The organism is Brevundimonas sp. (assembly GCF_016463295.1).
Lineage (GTDB): Bacteria > Pseudomonadota > Alphaproteobacteria > Caulobacterales > Caulobacteraceae > Brevundimonas.
The window spans coordinates 10,231-30,687 of record NZ_JAEMRO010000025.1 but is presented as its reverse complement, the minus strand read 5'-3'; the positions used below and the strand labels follow the sequence as shown (position 1 = coordinate 30,687).

General features: G+C 66.3%; 21 protein-coding genes. 9 read left to right on the top strand and 12 right to left on the bottom strand.

Annotation, left to right across the window (positions count from 1 at the left end; genetic code table 11):
* Window positions 1-497 precede the first annotated feature (497 nt).
* Both JHC81_RS07480 and thiS read right to left on the bottom strand, forming a co-directional pair.
* Window positions 498-1,277, bottom strand: a complete 780-nt coding sequence (locus JHC81_RS07480) for a thiazole synthase (protein ID WP_292172767.1) — start codon at window positions 1,275-1,277, stop codon at window positions 498-500.
* Window positions 1,278-1,336: 59 nt separating this feature from the next.
* Window positions 1,337-1,534, bottom strand: a complete 198-nt coding sequence (gene thiS, locus JHC81_RS07475) for a sulfur carrier protein ThiS (RefSeq protein ID WP_292172763.1) — start codon at window positions 1,532-1,534, stop codon at window positions 1,337-1,339.
* 95 nt (window positions 1,535-1,629) lie between these two features.
* Between thiS and aroQ the strand changes: the two genes are divergently transcribed.
* The 4 genes from aroQ to aat are packed head-to-tail and all read left to right on the top strand — an operon-like array spanning window position 1,630 to window position 4,702.
* Entirely contained in the window at window positions 1,630-2,097 is a 468-nt protein-coding gene (gene aroQ, locus JHC81_RS07470; RefSeq protein WP_292172760.1) for a type II 3-dehydroquinate dehydratase, read from the top strand.
* A 19-nt stretch (window positions 2,098-2,116) separates the two neighbouring features.
* A complete protein-coding gene (gene accB / locus JHC81_RS07465) occupies window positions 2,117-2,638 on the top strand; it encodes an acetyl-CoA carboxylase biotin carboxyl carrier protein (protein ID WP_292172757.1) in 522 nt (173 codons plus the stop codon).
* Between the two features lie 10 nt (window positions 2,639-2,648).
* On the top strand, window positions 2,649-4,001 hold the full coding sequence (gene accC / locus JHC81_RS07460; protein ID WP_292172753.1) for an acetyl-CoA carboxylase biotin carboxylase subunit: 1,353 nt from the start codon (window positions 2,649-2,651) through the stop codon (window positions 3,999-4,001).
* Complete coding sequence (aat, locus tag JHC81_RS07455; RefSeq protein ID WP_292172749.1) at window positions 3,971-4,702, top strand: leucyl/phenylalanyl-tRNA--protein transferase; 732 nt, start codon at window positions 3,971-3,973, stop codon at window positions 4,700-4,702. The genes accC and aat overlap by 31 nt, the downstream gene beginning before the upstream one ends.
* Here aat and JHC81_RS07450 read toward each other — a convergent pair.
* Both JHC81_RS07450 and JHC81_RS07445 read right to left on the bottom strand, forming a co-directional pair.
* Window positions 4,669-5,307 carry a DUF2155 domain-containing protein gene (locus JHC81_RS07450; RefSeq protein WP_292172745.1) on the bottom strand — a complete coding sequence of 213 codons (639 nt, stop codon included), beginning with the start codon at window positions 5,305-5,307 and terminating at the stop codon, window positions 4,669-4,671. The genes aat and JHC81_RS07450 overlap by 34 nt on opposite strands.
* Window positions 5,304-5,696, bottom strand: coding sequence for an NADH:ubiquinone oxidoreductase subunit NDUFA12 (locus tag JHC81_RS07445; RefSeq protein ID WP_292172742.1), 393 nt, complete (start codon window positions 5,694-5,696; stop codon window positions 5,304-5,306). Before JHC81_RS07445 ends, JHC81_RS07450 begins: the two co-directional genes overlap by 4 nt.
* A gap of 204 nt (window positions 5,697-5,900) precedes the next feature.
* On the opposite strand from JHC81_RS07445, the gene JHC81_RS07440 reads away from it, so the two are divergent.
* The 3 genes from JHC81_RS07440 (at window position 5,901) to JHC81_RS07430 (ending at window position 9,835) form a co-directional block, all read left to right on the top strand.
* Window positions 5,901-8,276, top strand: a complete 2,376-nt coding sequence (locus JHC81_RS07440) for a TSCPD domain-containing protein (protein WP_292172740.1) — start codon at window positions 5,901-5,903, stop codon at window positions 8,274-8,276.
* Window positions 8,277-8,367: 91 nt separating this feature from the next.
* Entirely contained in the window at window positions 8,368-8,856 is a 489-nt protein-coding gene (locus tag JHC81_RS07435) for a pentapeptide repeat-containing protein (protein ID WP_292172737.1), read from the top strand.
* A gap of 85 nt (window positions 8,857-8,941) precedes the next feature.
* Complete coding sequence (locus JHC81_RS07430) at window positions 8,942-9,835, top strand: pentapeptide repeat-containing protein (RefSeq protein WP_292172734.1); 894 nt, start codon at window positions 8,942-8,944, stop codon at window positions 9,833-9,835.
* A gap of 40 nt (window positions 9,836-9,875) precedes the next feature.
* Here the strand turns inward: JHC81_RS07430 and aspS are convergent, their stop codons facing one another.
* A complete protein-coding gene (gene aspS / locus JHC81_RS07425) occupies window positions 9,876-11,708 on the bottom strand; it encodes an aspartate--tRNA ligase (protein WP_292172731.1) in 1,833 nt (610 codons plus the stop codon).
* A gap of 483 nt (window positions 11,709-12,191) precedes the next feature.
* Here aspS and JHC81_RS07420 point away from each other — a divergent pair, with 483 nt between their 5' ends.
* Window positions 12,192-12,479: a YciI family protein gene (locus JHC81_RS07420; protein ID WP_292172729.1), complete on the top strand. Its 288-nt coding sequence runs from the start codon at window positions 12,192-12,194 to the stop codon at window positions 12,477-12,479.
* 93 nt (window positions 12,480-12,572) lie between these two features.
* On the top strand, window positions 12,573-13,241 hold the full coding sequence (locus tag JHC81_RS07415; protein WP_292172726.1) for a DnaA/Hda family protein: 669 nt from the start codon (window positions 12,573-12,575) through the stop codon (window positions 13,239-13,241).
* Between the two features lie 3 nt (window positions 13,242-13,244).
* On the opposite strand, the gene JHC81_RS07410 is transcribed toward JHC81_RS07415, so the two are convergent.
* From JHC81_RS07410 to JHC81_RS07380, 7 genes are all read right to left on the bottom strand, one after another.
* Complete coding sequence (locus JHC81_RS07410; RefSeq protein ID WP_292172724.1) at window positions 13,245-13,700, bottom strand: DUF6173 family protein; 456 nt, start codon at window positions 13,698-13,700, stop codon at window positions 13,245-13,247.
* Between the two features lie 157 nt (window positions 13,701-13,857).
* Window positions 13,858-15,015 carry a rod shape-determining protein RodA gene (rodA, locus tag JHC81_RS07405; protein WP_292172721.1) on the bottom strand — a complete coding sequence of 386 codons (1,158 nt, stop codon included), beginning with the start codon at window positions 15,013-15,015 and terminating at the stop codon, window positions 13,858-13,860.
* On the bottom strand, window positions 15,012-17,051 hold the full coding sequence (gene mrdA, locus JHC81_RS07400; protein WP_292172718.1) for a penicillin-binding protein 2: 2,040 nt from the start codon (window positions 17,049-17,051) through the stop codon (window positions 15,012-15,014). The genes rodA and mrdA overlap by 4 nt, the downstream gene beginning before the upstream one ends.
* Window positions 17,048-17,566: a hypothetical protein gene (locus JHC81_RS07395; protein ID WP_292172716.1), complete on the bottom strand. Its 519-nt coding sequence runs from the start codon at window positions 17,564-17,566 to the stop codon at window positions 17,048-17,050. The genes mrdA and JHC81_RS07395 overlap by 4 nt, the downstream gene beginning before the upstream one ends.
* Window positions 17,563-18,537 carry a rod shape-determining protein MreC gene (gene mreC, locus JHC81_RS07390; protein ID WP_292172714.1) on the bottom strand — a complete coding sequence of 325 codons (975 nt, stop codon included), beginning with the start codon at window positions 18,535-18,537 and terminating at the stop codon, window positions 17,563-17,565. Before mreC ends, JHC81_RS07395 begins: the two co-directional genes overlap by 4 nt.
* 151 nt (window positions 18,538-18,688) lie before the next feature.
* A complete protein-coding gene (locus JHC81_RS07385; protein ID WP_292172711.1) occupies window positions 18,689-19,729 on the bottom strand; it encodes a rod shape-determining protein in 1,041 nt (346 codons plus the stop codon).
* Window positions 19,730-19,961: 232 nt separating this feature from the next.
* The coding region (locus tag JHC81_RS07380) for a hemerythrin domain-containing protein (RefSeq protein WP_292172708.1) at window positions 19,962-20,457 on the bottom strand (496 nt) is incomplete at its 5' end.

The window sequence follows — 20,457 nt, the reverse complement described above, 5'->3', positions numbered from 1 at the left end:
GCGGGAACGAGATGAGCGGGAGGGGTGGTCCCGGCTACGCGGGTTTGTCGGCCAAGACCGGCCTTCTCCGCGAGCACGGTGTCTCCCCAAAACAGGAAGGACGCCCTCAAGCAGCGAGCCTCCGCGAGGCGAGCGTTAGGGCGTCGTTCCGGAGAGCGCCCTCGGGCGCTCTCCACAAAGAGCGTATGGCAGGGAACCTGCGCTGTTCACGGGATCGGGTTCCGCAAGGCTCCGACCGTCCCGCCGGAGGCCATGTCGGCAAGGCGCTAAGAGCGTCGCTGGTCCTGGGTGGGGGAAGCCCCTCCATCCCAGGCCGACAGCCACCGGTCAGACATCTCGTGCGGAGCGACGACGCGATGCCGAAACAATTGTCATCCCCGCGAAAGCGGGGACCACGGTCTCCGGGCATCGCGCCCGGCGCTCCGCCGGCCCATCCCACCTTCAACCGGCTGCGGATCTCCGCAGGCGGGGATCAGACGTGCCCGGTCTTTGAAAACTCAGATCAGCCCGCTCAGCGGTGAACTGGCACTGGCATACATACGCTTGGGCATCCGCCCGGCCAGATAGGCCTCGCGGCCCGCGATCACCGCATGCTTCATGGCGCTGGCCATCAGGATGGGATCCTTCGCACCGGCAATGGCGGTATTGGCGATCAGGGCGTCGCAGCCCAGCTCCATCGCGATGGTCGCGTCCGACGCCGTGCCCACGCCCGCATCGACCAGAACCGGCACTTTCGCCTGTTCCACGATCAGGCGGATATTGACCCGGTTCTGGATGCCCAGGCCCGAGCCGATGGGACTGGCGGCCGGCATGATGGCCGCGGCCCCCGCCTCCTCCAGCCGCTTGGCCATGACCACGTCGTCGGTGCAATAGACCATGACGTCGAACCCGTCCTTGACCAGGATATCCAGCGATCGCAGCGTCTCGATCATGTCGGGATACAGGTGGGCGCTGTCCGACAGAACCTCCAGCTTGACCAGGTTCCAGCCGCCCGCCTCGCGCGCCAGACGCAGCGTCCGCACCGCCTCCTCGCCCGTGAAGCACCCCGCCGTATTGGGCAGGAAGGTGAACCGCTCCGGGCTGACATGGTCGACCAGCATCGGCTGGCCGGGGTCCGACAGGTTCACCCGCCGCACCGCCACGGTCACGATCTCCGCCCCCGCTGCCTCGGCCGCGGCCGCATTCTGCGCATAGTCGGCATATTTGCCGGTGCCGACGATCAGGCGCGAGGAAAAGGTGCGACCGGCGACGGTCCAGGTGTCGGGTGCTTGGCTCATGGCCGATGACCTAGTCCGATCAGGCCGGCGGGAAAACCCACGTCACCGCTTTTGATCGCTCACCCCCCACCCACGAACTGCACCAGCTCGATCCGGTCCCCCTCCGCCAGCGCCGTCTTGGCATGCAGCGACCGCGGCACGATCTCCAGATTGCGTTCCACCGCCACCTTGCGGACGTCCAGCCCCAGGGCCTCCACCAGTTCCAGAATCGTCCGCGCCGACACTTCGCGCGTATCTCCGTTGACTTGAATGCGCATACCGTTACGTCAATCCGTTCATCGTCGCGCTTTGACCCGCGCGGTCCGTCAGTTAAAAGGCCGCCCGATTCATCGGCGTCCAGCGCCCGGAGCTCATGCCCCAAACGTCCGTCATCTACGTCCTGAACGGCCCCAACCTCAACCTGCTCGGGGTTCGGGAACCGGATATCTATGGACATGAGACGCTGGCCGACATCGAAACCCTGTGCGTCGACGCCGCTGACGGGGCCCAGATCGTCTTTCGCCAGACCAATCACGAGGGCGAACTGATCGACTGGGTGCAGGAGGCGCGCGACAAGGCTTCGGCCCTGGTGCTGAACGCCGCCGGCTATACCCACACCTCCGTCGCCCTGCTGGACGCGCTGAAGACGCTGACGATCCCGATCGTCGAATGCCACCTGTCGAATCCGGCGGCGCGCGAGCGTTTCCGGCATCGATCCTATGTTTCGCCGGTCGCCACCGGCATCATTTCGGGCTTTGGCCCGATCAGCTACGAACTGGCCGTCAAGGCCGCTCTCGGCCTCGTGCAGGAACGCGCTGTGGCCCAGGGCCGTTCGGTTTAAAGGACAGAAAGAGGCTCCCATGGCCGATTCCAAGACCCCCGCTCCCAAGCTCAAGAACGACGCCGAGATCGACACCGCCCTGGTGCGTCAACTTGCCGACATCCTGAACGACACCGACCTGACCGAGATCGAGGTCGAGCGTGGCGACCTGCACATCCGCGTCGCGCGTGAAGTGACCGTGTCGGCCCCGGTGCAGTACGCAGCGGCCCCCGCCTATGCGCCTCAGGCTCCCGCAGCAGCCCCTGCTGCGGCTGCGCCTGCCGCCGCCATGCCGTCCGACCCCGCCACCATCGTCGCCAAGTCGGGCGAAGAGGTGAAGTCGCCCATGGTCGGAACGGCCTATCTGCAGGCCTCTCCCGAAGCGCCGCCCTTCTGCCAGCCCGGCGACACCGTCAAGAAGGGCCAGACCCTGCTGATCGTCGAGGCGATGAAGACCATGAACCCGATCCAGGCCCCGCGCGACGGCGTCGTCGTCGAGGTGCTGGTCGGCGACGCCCAGCCCGTCGAGTTCGGCGAACCCCTCGTCCTGCTGCAAGCCTGAGGCGGGACGCATGTTCACCAAGGTCCTGATCGCCAACCGCGGCGAGATCGCACTGCGCATCCACCGCGCGTGCAAGGAGATGGGCATCTCCACCGTCGCCGTGCACTCAGAGGCCGATCGCGGAGCCATGTGGGTTCGCCTGGCCGACGAAAGCGTCTGTATCGGCCCGGCGCCCGCCGCCAAATCCTATCTGAATATCCCCTCGATCATCGCGGCGGCCGAAATCACCGGGGCCCAGGCCATCCACCCCGGCTATGGCTTCCTGTCGGAAAATGCCCGCTTCGCCGAGATCGTCGAGGCCCACGGCATGACCTTCATCGGCCCCAAGCCCGAGCATATCCGGGTCATGGGCGACAAGATCACGGCCAAACAGACCGTCATGGACGCCGGCATCCCCGTCGTGCCCGGCTCGGCCGGTGAGGTCGAAACCGTCGAGGCCGCCATCGAGGCGTCCAAGTCCATCGGCTTTCCCCTGATCGTCAAGGCGTCTGCCGGTGGCGGCGGGCGCGGCATGAAGGTCGCCCTGACCGCCGACGATCTGGTCGAGGCCGTGCAGACCGCCCAGTCCGAAGCCCTCGCCGCTTTCGGCAACGGTGCCGTCTACATGGAGCGCTATCTCCAGAAGCCCCGCCATATCGAGCTTCAGGTCATCGCCGACAGCCACGGCAACGTCGTCCACCTGGGCGAGCGCGACTGCTCCCTGCAACGCCGCCACCAGAAGATTCTGGAAGAAGCCCCCTCGCCCGCCCTGTCGGCCGCCGAGCGCGCCGCCATCGGCGAGACGGTCAACAAAGCCATCGCCGCCATCGGCTATCTGGGCGTAGGAACGATCGAATTCCTCTGGGAAGATGGCGAGTTCTTCTTCATCGAGATGAACACCCGCCTGCAGGTCGAGCATCCGGTCACCGAGATGATCACCGGCGTCGATCTGGTCCGCGAACAGATCCGCATCGCCGCCGGCCTGCCCCTGTCCTTCACCCAGGCGGATGTGAAGTTCACCGGCCACTCCATCGAGTGCCGCATCAACGCCGAGAACCCCGAGACCTTCACCCCCTCGCCCGGCAAGATCACCGACTTCCACGCCCCCGGCGGCCTGGGCGTGCGGCTGGATAGCGCCATCTACGCCGGCTATTCGATCCCGCCCTATTACGACAGCCTGATCGGCAAGCTGATCGTCTACGGCCGCGACCGCGAGGAGTGCATCGCGCGTCTGAAACGGTCGTTGAACGAGATGGTCATCGGCGGCATCGACACCACAATCCCCCTGTTCCAGAAGCTGCTGGCCGAGCCCGACATCCTGTCCGGCGACTATGACATCCACTGGCTGGAGCAATGGGCGGCGCGGCAGAAGGCGTCGGCCTAGGGCCGGTGGACGACCCCGGCTTCAGTGCCAGCAGCCCCTTCGGAGCCTTCGGCCCTGACGAACTGCTGCACTGCTATGCCACCGGCGTCTTTCCGATGGGCGAGGCGCGAGATGACCCGCGCATCTTCCTGGTCGAACCGGAGCAGCGGGGCGTCATTCCGCTGGACGCCTTCCACATCCCGACCCGGCTGCGCCGAACGGTGCGCAGCGAGACCTTCACGGTCCGTGTCGACACAGCCTTCGACGCCGTCGTCGATGCCTGCGCCGCCTCTGCCGCCGGACGCGAAGACAGCTGGATCAACGCCCCAATCCGTCGCCTTTACGTCGCGCTGAACGCACGCGGCCAGGCCCATTCCATCGAATGCTGGCAGGACGAGCGGCTGGTCGGCGGCCTGTATGGCGTGACCCTGGGCGGGGCCTTTTTCGGCGAAAGCATGTTCAGTCTGGAACGCGATGCATCCAAGGTCGCCCTGGTGCATCTGGTCGCGCGACTGAAAAGGGGCGGCTGGCGGTTGCTGGATACTCAGTTCCTGACCAGCCATCTGGCCCAGTTCGGCGCGGTTGAGACGCCCCAGGCCGACTATCTGAAACAGCTCAAGCCGGCCCTGACTGTCAGGCCCAACAGCCGCAGCCTGTTCGAGCCGCTGTCAAGCGAGGCCGCGATCTTCTATGCCTTGCAGCCGACGATCCAGGCATCATAAAGCGGATGCTGCAAGCTGCTGACCGCCGGTGAAGACGCGAACATCCAGCCGCGGAAAACCTGGCGTTGCTCGCCCCGCATCACGCCGCGCGGCTGCAGGCTGACGTCCAGATAGGCGATGGCATCGGCGACCTGCTCATCGCCCGCCGACACTTCGCACGCCCGGGCCGAGATGATCAGGGCCTTCTCGAAGCGCACAGGGCGACCGCCGACCTCGACCTCGAACCGCATGGAGCGGGCCGTGATCTTGTCGATAGCCTCGACGATGGCGACGCGACGACGCTGGCGGCGCAACGGCTCTGTCGGCGCGACCACAGACGCAGGCGCGGCCGCCGCGACCTCTTCGTCGACAGCCTCTTCAATCGGCGGCGCGACGACCACCACCGGCTCGGCGGGCGCCGCTACAGGCGCTGTCTCGGGCGACGCGGGCCCCGCTTGGGCCGGGGGCGTGCTCGGCGGCGTCTGTTGTCGGTTCAAATCGGCGGTCGTGCCCTGCACGGGCACGGCATCCTGCGGCAGGTCGTTCAAGGCCGAGGCGATGACCCCGCCGGACACCAGCATGGCCCCGGCCGTCACACCCGCCAGGATCAGGCCCCGAGGGTTCATTCCGGGCTCCAGGCCTCGTAGTCGCCCGTGGCAGCAGGGCGTTTGCCGTCAGCCGCAAGCGACCCCTGCGGCTTCCACGCCATCGGTGTGCCGGTCAGATTGGGGACGTGGTCCAGTTCCCAGCGCTGCCGGGCCAGAGGAGCCACAGTCGGAGGCTCATCCAGCGTGTAATGCAGCCAGCCGTGCCAGTCAGGCGACACCTTGGAAGCGTCGGCATATCCGTTGTAGGTCACCCAGCGGCGACGACGGCCGTCATAGCTGGTGGTGTCGCGGGACTGATAATAGCGGCTGCCGAACTCGTCCTCACCGACGAACTCTCCGCGCTTGGCGATGGTGAACAGGGTTCCCAGGGTCGCGCCGCTGGTCCAGCCGAAAATCTTGCCTAGCACGTCAGGAATTCCACTCGTGATCCGTCGCGGCAAGCCGCCGGCGACACGCTGCAGCATAGAAAATGCCGGACGGTTCGTCCAGCCGCATGACCCAAGCGGCCAACTCAACATCTTGGGGGTAATCCCAAGCCGACCCGCCAGATTTATTGCTGATCCGCCTTAGATGCCGCTAGTCTGCGCAGGCAGGTCGCTCTGGACATCCGCATGCCCCTCTCGCTCGCCGCGCTCGACAGCCGAACCCTCTGGGAGCCTCGCGATCTCGAGCGCGCGGACAGGATCGTGACGGTCGATGCGCCTGCCGGCTGCACCGACGCTCAGGTTGAGGCCTGGCTGGACTGGGCAGACATTGCGCCATTCGAAACGACGTCAGCCAGCCTCAGCGCGGCCATTGAAGACTACGTCAAGACGCTGACAGTCGCGGATGACGTCGATCTAGTCGCCTCCCTTCGGCTCGGCCTGGTCACGCCTGCCCATAGCCAGGCTGTTACAGACCGCACCTACGATCTTTCGCATCCAGACGCCGAGCAGGGCTTGGGCGCAGAGATTTCCCAACGACGCGCCGAGCGGCTGGCGGTCGGTGCCGTCGAGGCCGTCTGCACAGCCCTGTCGCGGGTGACCGAGGCCGTGGATCGCTGCGAGGGCCCGCAGGCCGATTGCGCCGATCCCGCGTGTAACCCCGCGCTCGCCCGTGCGGCCGCGCAGGCAAGACTGGCCGGAGCCGAAGACCTGGACATTCTGCGAGCGTCGAAAGGCGAGACACCGGTTGCGCCGGTGCCCGCCGCCCGTCCGGCTCCTCTACCGCTCATCGCACTGGCAAACCGCACCAAGATCGTAGCATCACCTTGGCCGATAGCCGGTCTCATGGCGGACGGCGATGTCATCGTCATTTTCGAGGCTGACCACGCGCAGGCCCTGATCGACACCGCTGGCGCTCCCGGCATCCTGTTGTCGATGCCCGCGCTCGCCGCCGTCGCCGGCGATGAGGTCCTGGCGCTCGTCGAATCGCTGTGTGTTCTGTGGTCGAAAGCGCTGACGGTGCCAGATCAACCCTTGAACATCGGTCTAGGCGGGCTGGGCGATGTCGCGCTGTCCGCTGCGGATCCGGTCGCCTTTGCGGGCGACGTGGCCAGGGTGGTGCGCAAGGCCGTGGGGACCGATCGTCGCTTGGGTGGCATCGTCGACGATCCTGAGGCGCATCTACGGCTCGGCCTGTCCGCATTCGCATCAACGGAGGTCTGGCAAACCCATGACGGAGACATCCAGTCCCGCCTGCGCCCCTCGATCGCTGCGGCTATCGCGCAGGCGGGCAGCGACATCGCATCCGCTGAGCGCCATCTGTTCGGTCATCGGACCCTGGTAAACGCGCCCGGCATCGATCATTCGGCCTTGCGAGGAGTCGGCTTCACGGATGTCGAGCTGGACGCCGTCGAGACGGCCTTGCTGAGCGTCGACAGTTTGGCCGATGTCTTCCGCGCACCGGTACTCGATCCTGGCTTTTTGCGGGATGTTCTCGGCGTGACGACCGACACCTCCGATTTGCTGACGACGCTAGGGTTCGACGCCGATGCGGTCGTGCAGGCCGATGCCTGGGTGTTCGGCCATGACGATCTGTCAGGCTGGTCGGATGCGCCGGAAGCTCTGAGCCAAATCCTGGCTGATGCTGCAGCATTCGAAGCCCGGCTGACGAGCCAGTATCTGGCGACGCTGAATGCGCCTGACACCCGAGCCCTCCCGCTGGATTGGAGTGCCTCTCTCGACGACGTGGCCGAAAAGCTGGCTGAGGCCGCGCAAATGGGCGCGCAGACGGTGCGGTTCAGGCGGAACCCCGCCCCGGCCGACTTCGCCCTGGATCTGCCCGCGCTCGACGACCGCCACCGGCGCGAGGAGCCGTCTACCCCGCCGCCATCCGAGCGCATCGTCGAGAAGGTGATCGAGCGGGACCGCACCCGCCGCAAGCTGCCCGATCGCCGCAAAGGCTATATCCAGAAGGCGGCCGTCGGGGGCCACAAGGTCTATATCCACACCGGCGAATATGACGACGGCGAGCTGGGCGAGATCTTCATCGACATGCACAAGGAAGGAGCCGCCTTCCGCTCGCTGATGAACAATTTCGCCATCGCCATCTCGATCGGCCTACAGTACGGCGTGCCGCTGGACGAGTTCGTCGATGCCTTCGTCTTCACCCGCTTCGAGCCGGCGGGCCGGGTCACCGGCAACGACTCCATCGGCTCGGCGACGTCGATCCTCGACTACATCTTCCGCGAACTGGGTGTCAGCTATCTGGGGCGTCACGAACTGGCGAATGCGGATGCCGAGCCGCTGGACGCCGACGGACTGGGCTCTGGCAAGGCCGACGAACTGGTGCCCGCAGCGCATTATATTTCCAAGGGTTTCGCCCGAGGAGCCGCCCCCGACAACCTCGTGGTCCTGCCCTTTGGCCGCCCAGAGGCCGCCCCGAGACCCGTATCGCCCGTTGCCGCCGACGCCTGCTCCGCCTGCGGTGACTTCACCCTGCAGAAGCGCGGCGGCGTCTGGGTCTGCGACACCTGCGGGATCGCGCCGTCGATGCAAGGCGGCTGAGATCAGAGGTCGCCACGGATCGTAAAGAACTCTGCGCTAGGCTGGTCCCGATATTGCAGCGCTGGTCGTGCCAGCTTCGGAGCCTGCCTGAATGAAACGCCTGCTGATCCTCGCCGTCGCGCTCGTCGCCACCGTCGCCTCGCCTGTCCTCGCCCAGAACGCCAGCCAGATCGCGCGGGTACGCGGCGGTGCCAGCTGTGCGGGCTGCAACCTGTTCCAGGGCAGCTTCTCGGGGCTTGAGGCCAGCGGGCTCAATCTGAACGGGGCCCGGCTGCGTCAGTCGGACCTCAGCCTGGCGGTCATGAACCGCACGCGCTTTTCCAACGCGGACCTGCGTGATGTGGAGGCCTATGGCGGCGTCTTTTCGAGTTCCAGCTTTGCCGGAGCCAACCTGACCAATGCCAGCTTCGTGGGGGCCTATCTGGACGGGGCCAACTTTTCGGGCGCCACCCTGACCGGCACCAATCTGTCCGGCGCGACGCTGCTGCGGGCGACGGGCCTGACCCAGGGTCGCCTCAACCAGGCCTGTGGCGACGAAACGACCCGGCTGCCGCGCGGCCTGACCATCCCTCGCTGCTGACGCACCCAAGACACTGCCATAGATGCGGCAGCGACCTTACCGCGATTTAAGTAGGGTGGACGGGCGTTTGCGGGCATTAAGGGGCGTGTCCCAGATCAACCTGACCCTTTCCCGTCGCCTTGCCGCCGCCCTGGGCGGAGCCGTGGCCGCGCTTGCGATCGCCGGATCGGCCTCGGCCGAGGTGACGATCCAGTTCCAGCTCCAGGACCGTGACGTGGCCCGGATGGTGTCGCTGGGCGGCTCGTGCAGCCGGTGCGAACTGTCGGGCCGCGATCTGACCGGTGCAGCCTTCACGGGGGCCAGCTTTCTGAACGCGACGCTGGTCGGCGCCAATCTGCGCGGAGCCGAACTGGTCGGCTCCAACTTCTCGGGCAGCGATTTCAGCCGGGCGGACCTCAGCGGCGCAGAAATGGTCGGCGCCAACTTCACCGGCAGCAACTTCAGCTCGGCCAATCTGACCGGCGTCGAGGCCATGGGCGCATCGCTGATGCGGGCCCGGCTAGCCGCGGCCAATCTAACGGGTGCCGAATTGAACGGGGCCAATCTGAACGGCGCGGTCCTGACCAGCGCTTCCCTGCGCGGCGTGGAGGCCAACGGCACGACCCTGGCCAATGTCAGTGCACGGTCGGCCAACTTCAACGGAGCCGAACTGGCGGCATCGAACCTGTCGAACGGCGACTTCCGCAATGTGGACTTCCGCGGCGCAGTCCTGAACGGCGCACGCCTGACCGGCGGTCAGTTCAGCGGCGCCAACTTCACGGACGTGGAGTTCAACCGCACCGACATTCGCGGCGCGAATCTGGTCGGCGCGCGCGGCCTGAGCCAGGATCAGATCGGTCGGGCCTGCGGCGACGCCTCGACGCGCCTGCCCAGCGGTTTGACGGCGCGGACCTGTCGCGGCGTGACCCTCCGGATCGTGCCGCCTGCACCGCCGGTTCCGCCCCGGTCCCGCAACTTCATCATCGTCAGCGGCAACTGATCGAAGGCCCCGTCACCGACGGGGCCTTTTTCGCAAGCGATCAGCCCTTCAGCGGCAGAGCGGCACGGATGTGTAGTTCCTTGTACTGACGCTCGGCCGCGTCCGACGGCGCACTCATCAGCAGATCCTGCCCCTGCTGATTCAGCGGGAAGGCGATGACCTCGCGGATGGCCGTCTGGCCGGCCAGCAGCATGACGATCCGGTCGATGCCGGGGGCCAAACCGCCGTGCGGCGGCGCGCCGAAGCGGAAGGCGTTCAGCATGCCGCCGAACTGCTCCTCGACCACCGAGGCGTCGTAGCCGGCGATCTCGAAGGCCTTCAGCATGATCTCGGCCTTGTGGTTCCGGATCGCGCCCGAGCACAGCTCATAGCCGTTGCAGACGATGTCGTACTGATAGGCGCGGATGGTCAGCGGATCCTGGGTCTCCAGCGCCTCCAGCCCGCCCTGCGGCATGGAGAAGGGGTTGTGGCTGAAGTCGACCTTCTTCTCTTCCTCGGACCATTCGAACATCGGAAAGTCGACGATCCAGCAGAATTTGAACTGCTCTTCATCGATCAGCTTCAGCTCGGTGGCCACGCGGGTGCGGGCCAGGCCGGCAAACTTGGCGAACACCGACGGCAGGCCGGCGGCGAAGAAGGCGGCGTCGCCCTTGCCCAGACCCAGCGCCGTCATCAGGGCGTCGGTCGGCTCCTGACCCAGGTTCTTGGCGATGGGGCCGCCCCAGGCCTGCTGGTCGTCGGACCAGAAGATGTAGCCGAGGCCCGGCTGGCCCTCCCCTTGCGCCCAGGCGTTCATGCGGTCGCAGAAGGCGCGGCTGCCACCGCTCGGAGCTGGAATGGCCCAGACGGCGTTCTTCTCGTCCGCGCCGAGAATCTTGTTGAACAGACCGAAGCCGCCGTCGCGGAAATGGTCGGAGACATCCTGCATCTTGATCGGGTTGCGGGTGTCCGGCTTGTCCGTACCGTACCACTTCATCGACTGTTCGTAAGTCAGGCGCTCGAAGCCCGCGTGCTCCATCGTCTGGCCGAAGTCGTTGGTGAAGGTGTGGGTGCCGGCAATGGGCGACACCGGCTTGCCGTCGGCAAACTCCTCGAACACGCCATGCATGACGGGCTCGATAGCGGCGAAAACATCCTCTTGCGTGACGAAGCTCATCTCGACGTCGAGCTGGTAGAATTCCAGCGAGCGGTCGGCGCGCAGGTCCTCGTCGCGGAAACAGGGCGCGATCTGGAAATAGCGGTCGAAGCCCGAGACCATGAGCAGCTGCTTGAACTGCTGCGGGGCCTGCGGAAGCGCGTAGAACTTGCCGGGATGCAGACGCGACGGCACCAGGAAGTCGCGGGCGCCCTCAGGGCTGGAGGCGGTCAGAATTGGCGTCTGATATTCCAGGAAGCCCTGATCGACCATGCGGCGGCGGATTGAGGAGATGACCTTGGAGCGTAGGACGATGTTCTTGTGCAGGGTCTCGCGGCGCAGGTCGAGGTAGCGATGCTTGAGGCGGATTTCCTCGGGGTATTCCGGCTCGCCGAAGACCGGCAGCGGCAATTCGGCGGCCTCGGACAGGACCTCGACGGCCAGGACCTTCAGCTCGATCTCGCCGGTGGGGAGGGTCGCATTAACGACCGAGGCGTCGCGGGCGACGACTTCGCCATCGACGCGGATGACGCTTTCAGCGCGCAGGCGCTCGACCGCCTCGAAGCCCGGCGTTTCGGGGTGCAGCACCAACTGCGTCAGGCCGTAATGGTCGCGCAGGTCGATGAACAGCAGGCCGCCGTGGTCGCGCTTCCTGTGAACCCAGCCGGACAGGCGGACATTGGCACCGGCATCGGTCAGACGGAGGGCACCGCAGGTGTGGGAGCGATAGGCGTGCATGGTCGGTTCGTCTTGTCGAAAGGAATGGCGCTTGGGCGCAAATCGGGAGGCCGGAAGGGCGCATCATCGCCCCGGAAAGTCAAGGTTCGGGCGTGCCGGAAGGGCCAATGTCTCCATCCCCGACGACAAAAGCCGACGGGCGTGATTTCAGGATTTCAAAGACCGGCGACACGGTGTGAGTCTAGCATGGTCTGGAACGGTGCGCGGAGAATGGCGTAGCTGGCCCAATCAGGCCGTGGCGACAGGCTTCTCGCGTGATTGTTCACGCCCGGAATAACGGCGGCGGATACGTACTGTGTCAGGACCGGTAGCGATGAGATGGCGACGGGATTGGCACCGCGCGATGTCTCCAGTGTCTCCATTCTATAGCGCTTTTTGACCCGATGATCAGGGTCCGGAATCCACACCTGTCGTGACCGTTGCCAGCGCCGGTGCAGTGGTGGATAGGATGCACAGACTCCACACCCAAACGAGCGACCCCTCATGTTTGTCGTCCTGCTGACCTATGTGAAGCCGATGAAAGAGGTGGAGGCGGTCACCGCCCAGCACCGCGCCTGGCTGGACCCACACGTGGCCAGTGGGTTGCTGATCGCGACAGGACCGCAGGTGCCGCGCACGGGCGGGGTTCTGCTGGCCCGCGGCGGCGGGACGAAGGCCGAGCTTGAGGCCCTGCTGAAGGACGACCCGTTCCAGATCGCAGGCGTCGCCAGCTATCAGGTCATCGAGTTCGCGCCGGGCAAATATCATCAGGAGATGGCGCAGTTCCTCTGACGACGGACGGAAAATCCACAGCTTGCGCAAAGCCTTGCACCGTTGTCTGCACCGAGGGCATCAAGGTTACCGGCAAAGTGCTATGGTGAAGCCATGACCGCGCCCATCGACCAGATGCGCCTGCCGCTGCAAAGCGACCTGCCCGACGGGGCGGACGGGTTCGTCGTGTCCGATTGCAACCGCGCGGCGGTCGAAGCCGTGGCCGACTGGCCCAATCTGATCGGCGGCGTCATGGCCATCTGCGGACCCGCTGGCTGCGGCAAGAGCCGTCTGGGCCAGATCTGGGCCGAACGGGTCGGGGCCGTCGCCATCCACGGCGGCGAGGCGGCGGTGATCGATCCGATGGAGCTGGAAGGGCGGCCCGTCCTGCTGGACCGCGCCATGGACGCGGACGACGAGACGCTGTTTCACCTGATCAATCTGGCCCAGGCCCCCGGCGGGGCCATGCTGATGCTGTCGCGCCCGGCCCCCAGCGCCTGGCATGCCACCCTGCCCGACCTGCGCTCGCGCCTGAATGCGGTGATCAGCATACCGATGGAGGCCCCGGATGATCTGGTGCTGGCCGCCATGCTGGAGGCCCGGTTCGCCGAACGCGGCATTCGCCCCCCTAAGGATGTCGTCCCCTATCTGGTGCGCCGCATCGACCGATCGGCCGAAGCGGCGGCAATGATCGTCGAGCGGCTGGATGCCCTGCATCGGCCGGTCACGCGGGCCCTGGCGCGCGAGGCGCTGGACGGCGAGAGCGGCGATCTGTTCGACTGACGGCTATTTCGGATTAGTCTTCTGGACCAGTTCGGACAGCTGAAAGCCGATGCGGTGGGCTGGGCGCTCCTCGGGCTTCTTGCGGGCGTCCAGAAGCACGTTGATCTGGGCATAGTGCTGGATCAGGCGGACGGGCTTGCCGTCGCTGTTCCTGCCCAGAAACATGATGAAGTCGGGACCCCAGAAGCCGACGTCCTGAATCTGCATGGTCCCGTCACCAGGCAGGCCGACGATGCGGGCCCCGATCTCCTCATCCTTGTCGAGGCCCTTTTCGAAATCCTCGATCAGCTTGGACAGCCGCACGAAGGCCCATTCCGCCGGGTTTTCGCGCATGCGGACACCGTCGGTCAGGGCCGCCGTCTGTTCGGCGGTCGCGCTAGGCAGCAGCGGCTCGGGACAGGGCTTGTCGCCACAGTCGGAGAACATCGAGGCCGGCGCGGTTACGGGAGAATTGGCCATGACCCACAATACATATCCCTCCCCTCAAGGGGAGGGTGGTCGCACAGCGACCGGGTGGGGGCGGTTAGGCAAGACAAACACGGGGAGGAGGTCGCCGAGCCCTCCCCACCCGTCGGCTTTGCCGACACCCTCCCCCGAGGGGGAGGGAGAGTTCTGGCTAGAACAGCCCCTGCCCTTTCGGCAGTTCGGCGTAGCGGTGGACGCGCGTCGACAGGACCAGACCGAAGCCGATCATGATGGTCGTCATCGACGAACCGCCATAGGACAGCAGCGGCATGGGCACACCCACGACGGGGGCCAGACCCATGATCATGGCCCCATTGATCAGGACGAACAGGGCGAAGAAGGCCACCATGCCGGACGCCGCGATGCGGCCGAAATGGCTGTAGGACAGGGACGCGATCCGCAGCGCAGTCAGGATCAGGGCGACGTAGCAGGCCAGCAGGGTGAAGGAGCCAAGGAAGCCGAACTCCTCGGCCAGGGTCGAGAAGATGAAGTCGGTGTGCCGCTCGGGCAGGAACTCCAGCTGGCTCTGGCTGCCCAGACCATAGCCGCGTCCCAAAAGGCCGCCGGAGCCCAGGGCGATCTTGGACTGGATGATGTTGTAGCCGGTGCCGGACGGATCCGATTCCGGACTGAGGAAGGTCAGGACGCGATTGCGCTGATAGTCGTGCATGCCGAACATGACGAAGGGCGGCACGATGGCGACGGCGGCGGCCAAGCCCGTTGCGATGACCCGCCAGCTGAGCCCCGCCAGGAACATGACCACCGCCCCGGTCAGGCCGATGATCATTGCAGAACCCAGATCGGGCTGTTTGGCGACCAGGATGAACGGCAGGCCGATCATGCCCGCCGGGATCAGCAGCTTCCACGACCAGCGCGCGTCTTGGGCCGTATGGTCGTGGTACCAGCGGGCCAGGGCCAGGACGAGACCGATCTTCATGAACTCGGCCGGCTGGATGCGGGTGAAGCCCAGATTGAGCCAGTTCTTCGCCCCGCCAGCCGTATAGCCCAGGGGCGTGAACTCGATGGCCAGGACCAGCACCAGCAGGACGGCATATAGTGGATAGGCTGCGCGGAACCACCATTTCAGATGCACCATCGACAGGATCAGCATCATGACCAGCAGGCCGCCGAAGCGGATCATCTGCTTCAGCGCCCAGGGCGACCAGCTGCCACCCGCGATCGAATACTGCATGGCGCAGCCCGCGAGCGAGATGAGCGTGATCAGGCCGACCACCCGCCAGTCAATCTCACTGATCTTGGACGAGACGCGATCGCGCTCGCCCGGACGGGTCAGGGCCGAGGCGGTCATTGCGGAGCCTGCGCGACAGGGGCAGCATTGGTCGGCGTGGCATCCGGTGCCGGGGCGGCGTCGGGTGTCGGTGTCGGTGCAACCGTGCCGGTCGCGGCCCCCGCCTCCAGCGCCTGGGCGTCCTGCGGGTTGACCTCTGCCGGTCCCGCCAGTCCCGACTGCTCCAGACGCGCGCGGATTTCCGGATCTTTCAGCAGGGCGACGCGCATCACCTCGCGCGCCCGCGGCGCCCCGGCCGTGCCCCCGCCCAGACCGCCGTGCTGGACGATGACGGCGACGGCATAGCGCGGCGCATCGGTCGGAGCATAGGCGATGAACAGGTTGTGGTCCTTCTGCTCCCACGGACGGCCCGCACCCTTGCGACTCCCTGCGCCATAGTTGCGGGCCTGGGCCGTGCCGGTCTTGCCCGCCATGCGGATGGGGCCGAGACCCAGCTGGCTGTTGCGGAAGCCAGTGCCGCCGACGTCGGTCACGGCCTCCATGCCTTCCCGAAGGATCTTCAGCCACTCGGCGTCATAGGGCAGGTCGGCGAAGGCGGCACCCGGGGCCTGTTCGACTCCGCCGATCGACTTGATCAGGCGCGGCACGACGGCCTTCTGTCCGTTGGCGATCCGCGAGGTGTAGACGGCCAGCTGCAGGGCATTGACGGTCAGGGCCCCCTGCCCGATCGCATAGCTGGGCGTTTCGCCGGGATACCATTTGCCGTCGCCGCGCACGGGGTTTTCCCGCCGCCATCGGGTGTCGGGCACGAGGCCCTTCTTCTGGCCATCGATGCCGATGTCGAAGGTCTGGCCGAAGCCCAGGTCGCGGGCCGTCTGGGCCACCGCGTCCGGTCCCATCTCGACCGCGAGCGTCATGAAATAGACGTTGCAGGAGTTCTTGATCGCCGAGCGCATATCCTGCGCACCGTGCCGCCCCAGGCAGGCGAACCGACGCCCCAGATAATAGCCCCCGGTGCAGACGATGCGACGGTCAGGGCTGACCCCGCGTTTCAGTGCGGCCAGACCGACCACCGGCTTGAAGGTCGAGCCCGGCGCGAAGGTGCCGGTCATGGCCTTGTCGGTCAGGGGACGGCGCTCGTAGTCGGCCAGGGCGCGGTACATTCGCGAGGGCACACCCTCGACGAAGAGGTTGGGATCGAACGACGGCGAGGACACCATGGCCAGGATGTCGCCGGTGCGAACATCCATGACGACACAGCCGCCCGCCTCCTCGCCAAACACCTCAAGGGCACGGTTCTGGATGTCGTTGTCCAGCGTCAGGACCACATCCTTGCCGGGGATGGGCGCGCGGGAGCCGCCGACGTCCTGAGCCACTACCCGGCCGCGCACATCGACCTCGACCCGGTTGCCGCCCTCGGTGCCGCGCATCTCAAGGTCCAGCGCCTTCTCCAGCCCCGAGCGGCCGATGCGGAAACCGGGATTGTAGAGCAGCTCCGGCACGGTTTCGCCGCGATCCTTGATCGCCTTGACGTCGCGGTCGTTGGGCTTGGCCACATAGCCGATCACATGGGCATAGGCCCCGCCGAAGGGGTAATAGCGGGCGTCGTGCATGTCGGCCATGACGCCCGGAAGCTCATTGGCATACAGGTTGACGCGGGCGAACTCGTCCCAGCTGAGGTCGGTCTTGACCGGCACGGGCGAGAAGCGCGGGGCGGCGTTGACGTCGCGTATGATCGTCCGGCGGCGATCGACGGTGTCCGGCAGCAGGCGGCCAAGCAGATCGAGCGTCTGGTCCAGATCCTTGGTCTCGTCGCGCACGACCAGAACGCGGAAACTGGGCCGGTTGCCGGCGATCACCACGCCGTTGCGGTCCAGCACCCGCCCCCGCGGCGGCGGCACGATGCGGAAGTTGAACTGGTTGTTGGACGCCAGGGTGGCGTATTCCTGGGCCTGCACGACCTGAAGCTGGCCCAGCCGGCCGACCAGGGCGATGCCGCCCAGCGCCGTCAGGCCGCCGAACACGAGAGTCCGACGCAGGAAGGCTCCCTGACGCTGGTTCGGATCGGAGAAGATCAGCGAGGGTTCCGAGCTCATCGGAACCTCACATCGCCGTCCTCGAACCGCTCGATCATGCGATTGGCGAAGGGGAATAGAAGAAGCGTCGGGATCAGGCTGCCCGCGACTGCGACCAGGCTGGGGAAGGTGCCGGTGACCAGGGTCATGATCAGCCAGCACAGGCCGTAGGCCATCAGGCAGCAGGCCGCATAGGTGACGAACAAAACCGCCGTCTCCTGCCCCACCAGAAAGCTGCGCGAGAACAGGACGACGCCATAGATGGCCAGCAGGGCCAGCGGCCATAGCCCCAGCGGATTGCCCCAGAACCCATCCAGCAGCAGGCCGATCAGCAGCAGCATCACAGGGGCCACGATAGAAGGCCGGATCATGGCCCAGGCGAAGGCCAGCACCATGGGAATGACAGGCTCGGGCAGGTGCAGGCCGAACAGGCTGATCGGCGTGGCCAGCAGCAGGGTCACCGCCAGGGTGATGGCGGCGGGAATGAAGATCCACTGCACCGGCCCCACGACGCGGACCGCGACGGGCCGTCTCATCCGGGGCCTCCGGTGGCGGGCGCGGGCGTTTCGGGCGCAGGCGTCGAGGGCGCTGGGGCGGCAGGAGCAGGGACAGCCCGCGGTACCGGGGTCAGGCCCGCCAGCGGTGGCGCGTCCAATTCATGCGGGCCGACCAGCTGGCCGAAGTCCTGGAACAGCATGACGCGGACGTAGTCGATCGGGCCGCGATCGCTGAACAGCTTGACCCGCCAGCTGCCGTCCAGACCCTTGGCGACGACACCCACGGGCACGCCGCGTGGGAAGGCCCCACCGTCGCCGGACGACAGGATGCGGTCGCCGACCTGCACCGAACCGACGCCGCGCACAAACTCCAGCCGGGGGTTGCCCGAGCCGTCGCCGGTCAGCAGGGCACGGGCGTCGGTGCGCTGGATCATCACCGGTGTCCGGCTGGCCACATCGGTCAGCAACAGCAGGCGGCTGACGTTTCCGGAGGTGCCGACCACCCGACCCAGCAAGCCCTGCTCGTTGACGACGGGCTGCCCGATCTTGACGCCCTTTGCCGATCCCACATCGATCAGCCGCGCATTAGAGAACGGGCCGCGTGCGTCTGAGATCGCGCGACCGGTGACCATGGCCACGGGCGGGTCGGGGCGGATCGCCAGCAGGGTCTCGTAGCGCGCGTTCTCGATGCGCAGAGCCGTATTCTCGTCGCGCAGGCGCAGCAGTTCGACGTGCTCTGCCTTCAGGCGACGGTTTTCGGAGACGGCGAAGAAATAGCCGCTGATGCCGTCGCCCAGGCTGCCGAACCAGCGGACGGGCGCGGCCAGGACGCCGCCGACAGCACCCGCGGTGCTTTCGACGCCGGAACGGACGGGGCGATAGGTCGCCTCGCCGTGCGCATCGCTGATCAGCAGCAGGCTGGCCCCGATGGCGCAGACGACCAGAGCCACCGCAGCCGTCCAGACCACGGGAACCTTGATATTCTCGAACGGTCCGTCGCGAAACGCCACGGCGCGCCTTCCTGACTTGAGTGAACTCGAACAGAACGAGTCGAGCGGATCATACCGCCATTATCGACAGGCTATGGCAAAATCCGGTCCCGTTGGAAACGGGCGCATCGTGCAGTGACGCGGATTTTACAGGTCGGATTGATCCGGCCGATCAGAGCGCCGAATCGAGGATGCCCTTCATCCAGCGCGGATGCTCAAGCACCCGGCCGCAGCCGATGGCGACGCAGGACAGGGGATCGTCGGCGACCGACACCGGCAGGCCGGTGTGATCGCGGATCTCGATGTCCAGGCCACGCAGCAGGGCTCCGCCGCCGGTCAGCATGATGCCCTTGTCGGCGATGTCGGCGGCCAGTTCGGGCGGGGTGGCTTCCAGGGCGACCTTCACCGCCTCGACGATCTGGGTGACGGGTTCAGCCAGGGCCTCGGCGGCCTGTCGTTCGGAGACGCGGACCTCGCGCGGGACGCCCTGCATCAGGTCGCGACCCTTGACGTCGATGGACAGGCCCTCGCCATCGGCCGGAATGCGGGCGGTGCCGATGTCCTTCTTGATGCGCTCGGCGGTCGTCTCGCCGATCAGCAGATTGTGGTTGCGGCGCATGTAGCTGATCAGGGCGTCGTCCATCATGTCGCCACCGACGCGGACCGAACGCGAATAGACGATGCCGGACAGGGACAGGACGGCCACTTCGGTCGTGCCGCCGCCGATGTCGACGACCATGGAGCCGGTCGGTTCATGGATGGGCAGGCCCGCGCCGATGGCGGCGGCCATGGGCTCGTCGATCAGGCCGACGCGGCGGGCGCCGGCGTTAAGGCAGCTGTCGTTGATGGCGCGGCGCTCGACCGCCGTGGCCCCCGAGGGCACGCAGACGATGATCTTGGGGTTCACGAAGCCCTTGCGGTTGTGAACCTTGCGGATGAAGTGCTTGATCATCTCCTCGGCGACTTCGAAGTCGGCGATGACCCCGTCTCGCATGGGACGGATGGCCTCCATGTGACCGGGGGTGCGGCCCAGCATCTGTTTGGCTTCCAGCCCCACGGCATGGACGATCTTCCGTCCACCGACATTTCTGAGGGCGACCACGGACGGTTCGTTCAGAACGATGCCCTTGCCCTTCATGTAGATCAGGGTGTTGGCGGTGCCGAGATCGATGGCGATGTCGTTGGAGATCGAGCCGAAGAGGGTGTTGAACATGGGCTTGGGATACCGTCTGGTTCGGGCCTGAGAAGGGCGTTGGTCGTCGTGATCCGCTTCGGCGACGCCCCGATGTCGCGCATCCCCACGCGCGGCATCACCTGATCATTATCGCCTGACTGACCGTGGGCCGGTTTGCCCTTGTGCGACGGCGATTACAACCCCCTTGCCGCCAAGGCGGGGCCCTTAAATCCCCGATCACCCGGAGGTGATGGCCTCAGAGACGAGCAGCTCAAGGCACCGCTAAGGTCGAGGATTCCGCTGCCGGGTACAGGACGTCGTTTTCCATCGCTATGCGCGTGGCCAAGGCCTTGACCAAGGCAGCGGTCGCAGCATTGAAAGTGGAAGCTTCCGACAGGATTCTATCGACACTCCACTGGTTGCGATAGGCGACCCATGCCCCGTGCAGCAGACCCATGTCCTCGAACGCCTCACGGGCCATCGTTTGAAGCGCCTGGTCCTCCGAGGACATCATTTCGGGATATAGCTGGGTGTCCTCCTTCGTGAGGTGCTCGACCAGACTGTCGTTCATGCCGTCGATGAGCGAGCGAACACTGACGGCGTCATTTCGGGTCTGTAGCGTAGCTGCCAGACCCGCAAGACGAGTGGCCGAGCGCAGCAGGACGGCATGCTCCCGACGAAACTCCTGTGTATCCATGGCGGCAACCTCCAGCCTCCAGCCTCCAGCCTCCAGCCTCCAGCCTCCAGCCTCCAGCCTCCAGCCTCCA